Annotated in this window: 9 protein-coding genes and 1 tRNA gene; 8 read left to right on the top strand and 2 right to left on the bottom strand. The window is 67.2% G+C overall.

Annotated elements, in window-relative coordinates:
* On the bottom strand, positions 1-388 hold a 388-nt coding region (locus tag ACOOHB_RS09970), incomplete at its 3' end, for a polysaccharide deacetylase family protein (RefSeq protein ID WP_420444633.1).
* Between the two features lie 124 nt (positions 389-512).
* Here ACOOHB_RS09970 and ACOOHB_RS09965 point away from each other — a divergent pair.
* From ACOOHB_RS09965 to ACOOHB_RS09935, 7 genes are all read left to right on the top strand, one after another.
* Complete coding sequence (locus tag ACOOHB_RS09965) at positions 513-2156, top strand: DUF3179 domain-containing (seleno)protein (RefSeq protein WP_420444632.1); 1644 nt, start codon at positions 513-515, stop codon at positions 2154-2156.
* A gap of 108 nt (positions 2157-2264) precedes the next feature.
* A tRNA-Glu gene (locus tag ACOOHB_RS09960) sits at positions 2265-2337 on the top strand.
* A 133-nt stretch (positions 2338-2470) separates the two neighbouring features.
* Positions 2471-4030, top strand: coding sequence for a class I adenylate-forming enzyme family protein (locus tag ACOOHB_RS09955; RefSeq protein ID WP_420444631.1), 1560 nt, complete (start codon positions 2471-2473; stop codon positions 4028-4030).
* 49 nt (positions 4031-4079) lie between these two features.
* Positions 4080-5627: an FAD binding domain-containing protein gene (locus ACOOHB_RS09950; protein ID WP_420444630.1), complete on the top strand. Its 1548-nt coding sequence runs from the start codon at positions 4080-4082 to the stop codon at positions 5625-5627.
* Complete coding sequence (locus ACOOHB_RS09945) at positions 5624-7960, top strand: xanthine dehydrogenase family protein molybdopterin-binding subunit (RefSeq protein WP_420444629.1); 2337 nt, start codon at positions 5624-5626, stop codon at positions 7958-7960. Before ACOOHB_RS09950 ends, ACOOHB_RS09945 begins: the two co-directional genes overlap by 4 nt.
* A 78-nt stretch (positions 7961-8038) precedes the next feature.
* Complete coding sequence (locus ACOOHB_RS09940) at positions 8039-9037, top strand: helix-turn-helix transcriptional regulator (RefSeq protein ID WP_420444628.1); 999 nt, start codon at positions 8039-8041, stop codon at positions 9035-9037.
* Positions 9034-10008 carry a helix-turn-helix transcriptional regulator gene (locus ACOOHB_RS09935; RefSeq protein ID WP_420444627.1) on the top strand — a complete coding sequence of 325 codons (975 nt, stop codon included), beginning with the start codon at positions 9034-9036 and terminating at the stop codon, positions 10006-10008. The genes ACOOHB_RS09940 and ACOOHB_RS09935 overlap by 4 nt, the downstream gene beginning before the upstream one ends.
* A 13-nt stretch (positions 10009-10021) precedes the next feature.
* Here the strand turns inward: ACOOHB_RS09935 and ACOOHB_RS09930 are convergent, their stop codons facing one another.
* On the bottom strand, positions 10022-10807 hold the full coding sequence (locus tag ACOOHB_RS09930; RefSeq protein WP_420444626.1) for an endonuclease/exonuclease/phosphatase family protein: 786 nt from the start codon (positions 10805-10807) through the stop codon (positions 10022-10024).
* Positions 10808-10849: 42 nt separating this feature from the next.
* Between ACOOHB_RS09930 and ACOOHB_RS09925 the strand changes: the two genes are divergently transcribed.
* Positions 10850-11593 (top strand): alanyl-tRNA editing protein, encoded by a 744-nt coding sequence (locus tag ACOOHB_RS09925; RefSeq protein WP_420444625.1) that lies wholly within the window; start codon positions 10850-10852, stop codon positions 11591-11593.
* Positions 11594-11623 lie beyond the last annotated feature (30 nt).

Here is an 11623-nt window from a genome sequence, read left to right as displayed (position 1 = left end):
GGGCCCGGTAGCCCTTCGGTGGAGCACCGGTGAGGGTTTCGATCTGCGCGAACGTCCTCTCGAGAATGGCGCGTTCCTCTTCCTCGCTGAGCCGGGGGTTGTACTCGTGGGCGTAGCCGTGCAGTCCCACCTCGCAGCCGGCGTCGACGACCATCCTGGCGGCGTCGGGGTAGGTGTCGATGGAATGGCCGGGAATGAAGAACGTGCACGGAATCTCGTGGCGGGACAGCAGCTTCAGGATCCGGGGCACGGCGATCGCTCCGAATTCGCCCCGCGAGATGGGGTTCGGCGTGGTCTGGCGACGGGCTATCCACAGCGACGGTCCGTCGAAATCGAACGTCAGGCACACATAGCCCGCCGGGTTGTCCGGTATTGCGTCGGCGCTCATCCCGTTGTCCATGTCGCTTCCCCCTTCGGTGTGCCGCAGCCGCGGCAGCCCATCCCAAGCGTCGTTCTAGTCCAACAGGCCCGACAGTGACGCAGCGAAGCCCTGCCATAGGCTCGGCAGCCGTATGCGAAGGCTGATCTGCGCGGCTGTGGCCGTGAGCGTGCTCGTCGCTGCGTGCTCGACTTCGCAGGGGGACCCCGACGACGCATCGGTCGCCGAGTCCACCTCCACGCTGTCCCCGTCCGACGGCGAGGTAGTCGACGACTCAGAGAACGTCGAGGCTGCGCCAATGGAGGCTGCGCTCTCTGACACAGTGCCCACTGACACAGTGCCCACTGACACTGCGCCCACTGACACAGCGCCGACGTCGACGACAGAGCCGTTCTTCCCCGGCACCGAGGATGGACGGCCGTTTCTCGAGCTGACTCTGCTCGAGAAGGTCGACGAGTTCCTGGAGCTGCCGAACACGGCGTTTGCAGCGAATATCGCTGGAGAGATGGGCCTGAGCGGCGAACAGCGCTGGGTGCCGTGGATCCTGGACGTCATGCGCTTCGGTGGCACGCAGGACGTCACGCTCGCGTCGATGCGGGCGCTTCAGACGCTCACTGGCATCGAGAGCACCCAGGACTTCAGCTCCGACTACGTCAGGTACGGCTCGTGGTATCGCACGAATGGCATCGATCCAGGTGAGGGCTACGAGATCTGGAAACGGGTGCTGTATGCGTACGTCGGGTACCAGTACGAAGACTTGTTGGCGCAGGTCACCGACCGCGTGAAGCTGGGCGCCATCCAGTGGGGCGGTGTAGGTCGTGGCGGCATACCGGAGCTGAACAACCCCGAGCGGCTGACACCTGCCGAGGCCGACTTCATGACGCCCGAAGAACTGGTGCTCGGCGTGGTGATCGGCGGCGAGGCCGGCGCCTACCCGGTGCGGTTCCTGGCGCGCCATGAGCTGCTGAACGACGTCGTTGGCGGCGTGCCGGTGGCGCTCGGCTACTGCACGCTGTGCTTGACAGCGCTCATGTTCGACCGACGGCTCCCGAACGGTGACGAGCTCACGTTCCAGACATCGGGCCTGCTGATGGACTCGAACAAGATCATGATCGACAACGAGACCGAGAGCCTGTGGAACCACCTCTCGGGCACCGCGTTCGCCGGCCCGCTGGCAGGCACGAAACTGGACCAGTACCCGGTCGCCACCGTGCGCTGGGAGGACTGGCTCGCCGATCACGCCGATACGTTCACGCTCGACACACCGCCGCCGACGTACTTCCCCGAGCTGCCCGAGCGTCCGCCGATCACCTACGACTACACGCCGGGCGCGGCCTACCGCACGTACTACGCCAGCGAAGACCTCTGGTTCCCGACGTTAGAGACGCCCGCGGTTTTCGCACTCAAGGACGAGGTGGTCACGATCGAACGCGCTGGCAACTCATTGGCGCTGGAGTTGACCGCGCTCGAGGCTGAGGACCCGTTCGTCTATGTGCTTGGAACGGAGCCCCTGGTGATCGTGCCGAACCAGGGTGGGGCCAGGGTCTACAGCGCAACCGACGTTGAAGGAGTACCGGCCCCAGCGTGGCGACACCGAGCCCCAGTCGAAGTGGCTCCCCAAGGTGTGCTGCACGACCAGTTGCTCGTCAACGGTCTCGACGGACGCAACCGTGTCGACATCAGGCTGCCGCGCATCGTGTCGTCACAGTCGTTCTGGTTCGCCTGGTACGGCTTGCATCCTGACACCGAGATCTGGCCGCCAGTCGACGAGAACTAGGGATCAGCAGAGCTCATTTGGGGGCTCGCGCGCCCCAGCGGAGCACCGCTTCGGTGCAGGCTGAGCCGTGCAGGCCGGTGGCTATGCTGGCGCCTCGCGTCTCAACCAGCCCCCATCGTCTAGCGGCCAAGGACACCACCCTCTCAAGGTGGCGGCACGGGTTCGAATCCCGTTGGGGGTGCTCCATGTCGGCTCAATCCGGGCGGCGCCTTCGTCAAGAACCCAACGGGCACGCGTCTCAGTGGTCTAGGCATCTGCCGCCCGGACGCAGTGCTGCCGACGTAGATCTCACTGCGGGCGGGACCCTGCCTGCGGTGTGGCTGGACCGATGGTCGTCCGATCCGCAGCGCACGGTGGTGTGGGATTCGCACGATGGCTGGGTGACCGGCGCTCAGCTCATTGATCGCGCCCGAGATGTTGCCCAACACTTGTCAAGTGCGGGCATCGTCGCCGGCGACCGCGTGCTGATGAGCGGACCGAGCTCATCCCGCTTGGTTGCGGCGCACACGGCGCTGTTGTCGAGAGGCGCAGTGGTGGTGCCGCTGAACGGCGCCTACCGTGCCGATGAAGTTCGCGACGTGGTAGCTGATTGTCGTCCCAAAGCGGCATTGGTTGAGGGCGTCGGCAACCCTGGCGAGTGGCGCCAGTGGATCGCAGACGCCGATGCAACGGTGCAGGTCGGCGACTTCGATGCGGCGGAGCTCTCGGGCGGGCGGGCTTCGCGAGCGGAGCGGTTGACGCGCGCTCGGTTCGGGGACTTCGGTGTAACGGACCCATATCGCAGGCGCGTCTGGGACCCGGCGAGCGGCCTCGATATGCGAGTTCGGGCGCATGAGCGCCGGCCCGACGAACCTGCACTCATCGGGTACACCTCTGGCACGACAGGACGTGCCAAGGGTGCGGTGCTGAGCCACCGGAACCTGCTGGCGTCGGTGCGGGCGCTGGAGTTGGCGTGGCGCTGGACGCCCGATGACGTGCTCGTGCTGGCGCTGCCGCTGTTTCACATGCATGGCCTCGGCGTCGGGCTGCACGGCACGCTCACCGTGGGCGCGCAGGCCGTGTTGCAGCCGACGTTCGACCCCGACGCCGTCTTCGATGCGATTGCTGAGCACCGAGCCACGATGTTCTTCGGCGTCCCCACGATGTATTCCCGATTGGTGGCATCGCCACGCGCCGGCGAGTTGTCGGCGCTGCGATTGTGCGTCTCAGGGTCTGCGCCGATGCCCGTGGAGCTACACGACGCCGTACGGGAGGCAAGCGGGCAGCAGGTCATCGAGCGATACGGCATGACCGAGACGGTGATGCTGGTGTCGAATCCGTACGACGAGCCGCGACGAGCCGGCACCGTGGGCTTTCCGCTGCCGGGCGTGGAAGTACGTCTGGATGCCGTCCCCCGGGACGACGACGGGGCTGTCGATGATGCGGCCGAGATCTTGGTGCGGGGTCCCAACGTGTTCTCGGGCTACTGGGAACGGCCCGACGAGAACGCGGCGTCCTTCGCCGACGGCTGGTTCCGTACCGGCGATCTGGGCGAGTGGGATGACGGCTATCTCCAGATCGTCGGGCGGGCCAAGGAGCTCATCATCTGCGGCGGCTTCAACGTGTATCCCCGTGAAGTGGAAGAGGTCGTCACCTCCCATCCCGATGTTCTTGAGTGCGCCGTTGCGGGCGAGCCCGATCCTGAATGGGGCGAGGTGGTGGTGGCGTATGTGGTCGCCGAGCGGGACTTCGGCGACGACGAGCTGAAAGACTTCGTGGGCGAACGCCTCGCCTACTACAAGCGGCCCCGCCGCACGCATCGGATCGCGGCGCTGCCCCGAAACGCGCTCGGCAAGGTGCAACGGCACGAACTCGCGGCCGCAATTGGCGGTTAGGGCCAGGGGGTCGCCTGCGAGCGGCGCATCTGACACCCTTGTATGCGGCATGTTCCAGCTTCATCCCGTCCAGCAGGCATTCCCGCTGCCGCCCCGATTTGTCGCACCCGGCTCGCTTTCCGAGGCGGCCGACTTGCTGTCGGCACACGGCGCCGCGGCGCGGCTGATCGCCGGCGGCACCGACCTGATGCTGGAACTGAGTCGCGGGGCCCGTTCGGGCGTGGAGCTGCTCATTGACATCTCCGGTTTGCCGGGCCTCGACCAGATCTCCTACGACGGCGGCAAAGTCTCGTTGGGACCTCTGGTCACCCATGCCGACGTCATTGCCTCGGTGCCAATGCTCACCGCGGGGCTGCCGCTGGCCCAAGCGTGCCTGGAGGTTGGGTCACCACCGCTGCGTAACCGGGCGACCGTGGTGGGAAACATCGTCACGGCCAGCCCCGCAAACGACACCATCTCCGCGCTTGTGGCGCTCGGCGCCGACGTCACTGTGTCGTCAGCAAGGGGCGAGCGCACGGTCCCCATCACCGAGTTCTTCACCGGCTTCCGCCAGACCGTCCTCGAATCCGACGAGATCGTCACCGCAGTCAGGTTCGATGCCACCGACGGTGTGAACCGGCTGGGCGTGTTCGTGAAGCTGGGTCTGCGCCGGGCGCAGGCCATCTCGGTGGTACACGCCGCCGTGGTGGCAGATACCGAGGGCGGCAGGGTGGCTGATCTTGTTGTCGCACTCGGCAGCGTTGCGCCCACGATCATCACGGTGCCCGAGGCCACCGAACTGGCGCGAGGTCGCGAATTGACCGAAGCCGCGGGCGACATCGTCACCGCAGCACGCCGGGCGGCGACGCCCATCGACGACATCCGCGGCAGTGCCGAATACCGGTCGCACGCCGTCGGTGTTGTGATGGACCGCGCCATTGCCGCGCTGGCCAGCGGCACAGCGGCCGATAGGTGGCCGCATGAGCCGCCGCGGTTGGTTTCGGCGGCTGCCCCCGAACGCGCTGCGTCAGCGTCGACGGCGCTCGACGGGCCCGACGACGTTGTCACGGCGACCGTGAACGGGGAGCGGCGCAGCGCAGCAAACGCTTCGGGGAAGACGCTGATGGACTGGCTGCGCGACGATCTCGGGCTCACCGGCACCAAGGAGGGCTGCGCCGAGGGGGAGTGCGGCGCATGCACGGTGCACCTCGACGGTGCCGCGGTGTTCTCGTGTCTGGTGCCCGCTGGCCGAGCCGACGGGGCGACCATCACCACCGTCGAAGGAGTGGCAGCGCCCGCAGGCGGACTGCATCCGTTCCAGCAGGCAATGGTGGACACCGGCGGCGCACAGTGCGGGTTCTGCACTCCCGGCTTCGTGATGAGCGCCGTGGCACTGCTCGACGAGATCTCAGAGCCCACCTCCGAGCAGATCACCATCGGATTGTCAGGCAACCTCTGCCGCTGCACCGGCTACTGCTCGATCATCGAGGCGGTGCAAGCCGCCTCGGTCGACACAGGGGCGGTGCAAGCCGCCTCGGTCGACACAGGGGCGGTGCAAGCCGCCTCGGTCGACACAGATGCAGTCGAAGAAGCAGCCGACACGGGGGCTGCGTCATGACCGACGGCGCCGCCCCCGGTAGGCCCGGCGCGGCCATCGAACTCGAGATGGCGACGCCTACGGCGGGCGGCCTGGGCCATTCGCCGCCGCGCGCCGACGGCCCCGCCAAGGTTTCTGGCCTCGCCACCTATCCCGCCGACCGCATCGGTGCAGATGCGCTGTGGGCCTTTGTCGTCTTCACAGATCAGCCTCACGCCCGCCTCCGTCACCTCGACCTTGGTCCTGCCGAGCGTTCCTCAGGCGTCGTTGCGGTGCTCGGCTCCGCTGACGTGCCCCGCAACGAGTACGGACTGACCAAGTTCGATCAGCCGGTCTTCGTCGGGCTCGATCACAACGGGAACAGCCCGGTGCCCTGCGATGTGTCCCGCTGGGAAGCCGATCACCTGGCGCTCATCATCGCCGAGAGCCTCGCCCAGGCTCGTGCCGCCGCAGCTGCAATCGACATCGAGTGGGAACCGCTCCCGGTCGTGGCCGATCTGGAAGCAGCGCTGGGGGCTGGTGCACCGCTCGTGCACGCCTATGACGGCATCGGCTCCAACTCCTACGAGTCGATGCGTACCCGCAAGGGCGATCTCGACGCCGGTTTCGAAGCTGCCGAGGTGGTCGTGGAGGCCACCTACGAGGTGCCCTACCAGGAGCACGCGTTTCTGCAGCCAGAAGCGGGAACCTCGTGGGTCGACGCCGATGGAACTGTGTGCGTCGAGATTGCGGGCCAGTGGGCACACGAGGATCGTGGGCAGATCGCGCACGCGCTCGACCTGCCCGAAGACCGTATCCGGGTGCGTTATCCCGCCATCGGCGGTGCGTTCGGCGGGCGCGAGGACATGTCGCTGCAGATCATCCTGGCGCTGGCCGCCTACCGGCTGGCAGAGCGCGGCATCGATCGGCCCGTGGCGATGCAGTGGTCGCGTGAGGAGTCCATCGTCGGTCACCACAAGCGTCACCGGGGGCGCATCTGGGCTCGCTGGGGTGCCGACCGCAACGGCAAGATCACCGCCGCACAGGCCGAAGCGTGGCTGGACGCGGGCGCATACAACTACACCTCGAACAAGGTGATGGGGAACCTGCATCTGGGCCTCGGCGGGCCCTACGAGCTGCCCAATGCCGCCATCGACACCCATGTCGTGTACACAAATGCCACGCCCGGCGGAGCGTTCCGAGGCTTCGGGGCACCGCAGGCGGCCTTTGCCGTGGAGTGCCAGGTGAACAAGCTGGCCGAGGCGCTGGGCATGGACCCCATCGACATCCGCCGCGTCAACACGCTGCGGGAGGGATCACCGAGCATCGCTCACACCCCGATGCCGGCCGGCGTGACCATGCCCGAAGTGATCGAGGCGTGCGCTCACGCCGCTGCCCTGCCTGCCCGCCCTGCCGGCTCTGACATCGACGGCTCAGGGCTCTTCAGCCCGTTCGGATCGCTGCCCGCTCGCCCGTCGTCGCTGCGTCGGGGCAGCGGCTTCGCCTGCGCGTTCAAGAACGTCGGGTTCTCGCTCGGTTTTCCCGAGCGCTGCGAGGCCACCATCGTGCTGCACGGCGAGCCCGACGACGAGACGCCGTCGGGGGCAGAGCTGTCCCATGCCGGCGCTGACGTCGGCCAGGGTGCGCACACTGCGTTCCTGCAGATGGCTGCCGAGGCAACCGGTGTGGATCCAGCAAGAGTGGCAGGTCGGTTCAGCGATACCGGCACATCGGGCGACTCAGGCTCGGCATCGGCGTCGCGCATGACCTGGATGGCCGGCAATTCAATCCTCGGAGCTGCCGAGGAAGCCGAGAAGGCGTGGCGCGAGGGCGATCGGCCGGCCATCGGACACTTCCGCTTCATCCCGCCACCGACCACCGAGCTGGATCCCGAGACCGGCGAGGGCTTTCCCAACTTCGCCTATGGCTACGTCGCGCAGCATGTGGAGCTGACGGTCGACATTGACACCGGTCATATCCGCATCGACCGGGTGATCAGTGCGAACGATGTCGGACGGGCCATCAATCCTCGTTTCGTGGTTGGCCAGATCGAGGGTGCGGTGGCACAGGCGCACGGCCATGTGCTCAGCGAGCATCTGCGCAGCCGCGACGGTCGGCTGCTGAATCCCCGGTTCAGCACCTACCTGATCCCCGGCATCGGCGACATCCCCGTCAACACCGAGAGCGTCGTGCTGGAACTGGCTGATCCGCTTGGTCCCTTCGGCGCCCGCGGCATGGCCGAGATGGGCGTTATCCCCTACGCGCCGGCCGTTGTCGCGGCACTGGCGGATGCAACGGGCGTGTGGATGGACGACTTCCCGCTGACTCCGGAGCGGGTCTGGGCGGCGCTGCGGGCGGCCAGCGTCAACATTTGACACCCGGTCTCAGACCGCCCAACGATCAGCTCGGTAACTCACCCGGTTGCCCGATGAGGCAGTCCTACACTCCCGAGGGTGGCGACGCGATCACGGCCGGACGCAACCGAGCGCGTGATGGAACTCATGATGTACCTGCTGGCTCGCGACGTGCCCAAGACCCGCGAAGAAATCTGGCGGGATACCGGGCTGTATGCACCCGAGGGAACCACCGACCGGCTCCTGCGCCAAAGCGCCCGCGCCTCATTCGAGCGAGACAAAGCGCTGATCCGCAACCTCGGTGTACGCATCACCGAGACGATCGAACACAACGGCGCCATGTCGTACACAATCCGGCGCCAGGACTACTTCCTGCCTGACCTGCAATTGACTCCCGACGAGCAGCTCGCGCTGCGCTTTGCGGCAGCCCGGGTGGACATCGGCGAAACGTGGGATCTCGAGGCCGTCGCCAAGCTCACGAGTGCCGGGGCGGCGGCGTCGGTACGCGACTTGGAGCCGCCGGTCGCAGAGGTGGCGCTGGAGACCGCCGCTGCGAGCCAGCAGTCAACCAGTGCACTGCTGCCCGCTCTGGCGGCTGCTGCCGCGGAGCGCGCTGCGGTCCGGTTCTCCTACGGAGGCCGTGCGCGAGACGTGCAACCGCTGGGTCTGCTGTGCCAGGCCGGCTACTGGTACTTCGCTGCCATCGAGGACGGCACGGCCAAGACGTTCCGTGTGGACCGCATGGAGGGCAATGCGGACGTGGGCGAGCGGGGTGCGTTCTCCAGAGCCGATGTCGACTTGGCGGGGCTGCTGCCGTCAGAGCCGATGGAGATCGACTTCGGTGACGATCTTGTGGCCAGGGTCCGGATCGACGCCACCATGGCGCACCAACCCACCGCTGAGCGGGGCCAGGTCGTCGTGCGGCACGACAACGGTTCGGTGACGGTGGAGGCGCGAGTCCGCAACCGGACGGCGTTCCGTACGTGGCTGCTGGACATGGGTCGACATGCCGTCGTGGAATCGCCCCCCGAGCTGGTGGACGAGATCACGTCGTGGCTGCGAGCGCTGGTTTCCGGAGCAGAAACAGACCCGCGATGAGGGGCCCGAGCGCTTCGGCGAAGATCGAGCGGCTGTTGGCCATCGTTCCGTGGGTGGTCGAGCGCGGCGGCGCCACGGTGGGCGACATTGCTCAGCGCTTCGATATGGGGCCGAGCGCGGTGTATGACCTGCTGCTGGCGGCCATGTGTTACGAGGTGGCGGGCGCTGGCGTCTATCAGAACCTCGGTGTGGTCGTCTTCGGCGACGACGCTGACAATGGCGACGCAGGCGAGGCCTGGGTGCACGTCGAGCCTGGAGCCATGCTGGACCGGCCGCTCAACCTGTCGGTGCCCCAAGCGTTCGGCATCTTGGTGGCCGGCCAATCGGCGCTGGCGCTGCGCGGCGCCGACCGCTCGGGCGCCCTTGCGACTGCGCTCGACAAGCTGCGTGCTGTCTACGGCGAGCGAGTACGGGTGTCGGTGGACCTGCCCGTGCCGCGCAGACTGCCGATCCTGCGGGAATCGCTGCGCACCGGGACCACGGTCAGCATCCATTACTACACGCCGAACACCGACACTCTCACTGAGCGCCGGGTTGACCCGCTGGGGGTCTCACTGCACGACGGCCACTGGTACCTGCGGGGCTGGTGCCACCTGCGCACCGACCTCCGCTCCTTCCGAGTCGACCGGATTGAGGAGTGCACCGACACGGGCGTGCCGCACGGCCGTACCCCGCAAGCGGGGGAGGTGGCAGAGGTCGCGTCCGCAGAATCCGACGAGACGACCGACGTCGTGCTGTCGATTCCCCGCAGCGATCTGTGGCGTGTGGAGGCCTACCCGTCGCGTGAGGTGACGCAGGACGGGGATCGGTGCGACGTCACCTACGCGATCCGCAGCCCGTGGGTGCTCAGCCAGATGCTGTTGCGCCTCGGGGCTGAGACGCACGTCGTCAACGCAGCGGAGCTGCCGCCCGACCTCGCTGAAGCGGGCGGCACGGCTGCGGCCGCGATTCTGGAGCTCTACGAGCCGTAGCCAACCTGGGGGCTCAGTCGATGAGATCGACCGCGAGGCCGTAGTGGTCCGACGGCACCACGCCGCCGACCGGCTCGGTGCCGATGAGCCCTATGGCCGCGATGTTGCCTTGGGGGACCGGTCGGGGCGTCGCCACGAACACGTAGTCGATACGCCGGTTCGGCCACATGGCCTGCGACAGGTAGGGGTTCTGACCGCTCCAGGTGTGGCCTGGACCGTCGCCTGCCTGCGCCCACGCGTCGCTGAAGACCAGCTCGGGCACCGGCGGGGGACGCTCGCCGGTGAGCAGCCGGATCTCTTCGGACGTAGGCACTGCGTTGAAGTCGCCGGCCAGGATCACGGGGAAGCCTGCGGGATCGTGATGTGGCGCCGCCAGCTCGCACAGCGTGGCCACCTGTCCCTGCCGGATCTCGCTGAGGTGGAAGCGGTGTTCGAGGTGCGTGCAGATGACGGTCATCTCGCCATCGCCTCGGGCGATGCGTGCCACCAGGGCACTGCGATGGCCCGATTGGTTGTCGACGGCGAGCGAATGCACCTCGGAGCTGATGATCGGTGAGCGGCTCAAGATGGCGTTGCCGAACGATTCGCCCCTGCGACCGAATCGCGGGTGGTGCGCAACGTGCATGCCAAGCCGATCCGCCAGGATCGCCGACTGGTCGGTGCCGTCTCGTTCGGCCCAGATCTCCTGGCAGCAGACGATGTCGGGATCGAGGGCTGCGAGCGTGGCGGCGATGGCGTCGTGTCGAGCCTTCCAGTTGTCCCCGAAGCGCCACCACAGGTTCCACGTCGCCACTCGCACGGGCGCAACGGTAATTCGGCAGTTCCCCTATCGTCGGCGGCCATGTCGACCGATGAGAACGCAGACTCCCAGACCGACCAGATGTACCTGCGCGACGCCTTCCAGACGACCGTCGAAGCAACCGTCGTCGCCGTGCGCGACGACGCAGTCGCGCTCAACCAGACCGTCTTCTATGCGACCGGAGGCGGCCAGCCCCATGACACGGGAACGCTCGCAGACCAGAACGCCAACGTGTGGCAAGTGCTGAACGTACGCAAGGAAGGCGGCCTCATTTGGCACTGGTTGGATCGGGAGCCGCCCGCGGTGGGAACGGAGGTCTCAGGCTTGATCTACTGGGACCGGCGGCTGCAGTTGATGCGGACCCACACAGCGCTGCACATCCTGTGCGGCGTCATCTGGAACGAGTGGGGCGTGCTGGTGACCGGGGGGAATATGGAGCCGCTGGCCGCCCGCATGGATTTTGAATTCAGCCCGCTGCCGGAGGGTTTTGTCTCGCGTGTCACCGAGTTGGTCAACGCCGAGATCGCTGCGGATCGTCCGATCGAAGTCAGCTTCTTGGACCGTGGCGCGGCGCTCGCCGATCCCGAGCTGATTCGCACGAAGGTGAACCTGATCCCTCCCTCGGTCACCAATATCCGAGTGGTGGACATCGTCGGGCTGGATCGGCAGGCCGACGGTGGCACGCACGTCGCGTCCACCGGGGCGGTCGGCCGTTTCGAGATCATCAAGACCGAGTCCAAGGGCAAGGGCAACAAGCGTGTGCGGATGGTGCTGCACGACGCCTGAACCGGCGCGGTCACCCCGATGCGCGCGTTT

It is taken from the genome of Candidatus Poriferisodalis sp., assembly GCF_965215815.1.
Taxonomy (GTDB): domain Bacteria; phylum Actinomycetota; class Acidimicrobiia; order Acidimicrobiales; family Poriferisodalaceae; genus Poriferisodalis.
This window is presented reverse-complemented; position numbering and strand designations above follow the sequence as displayed.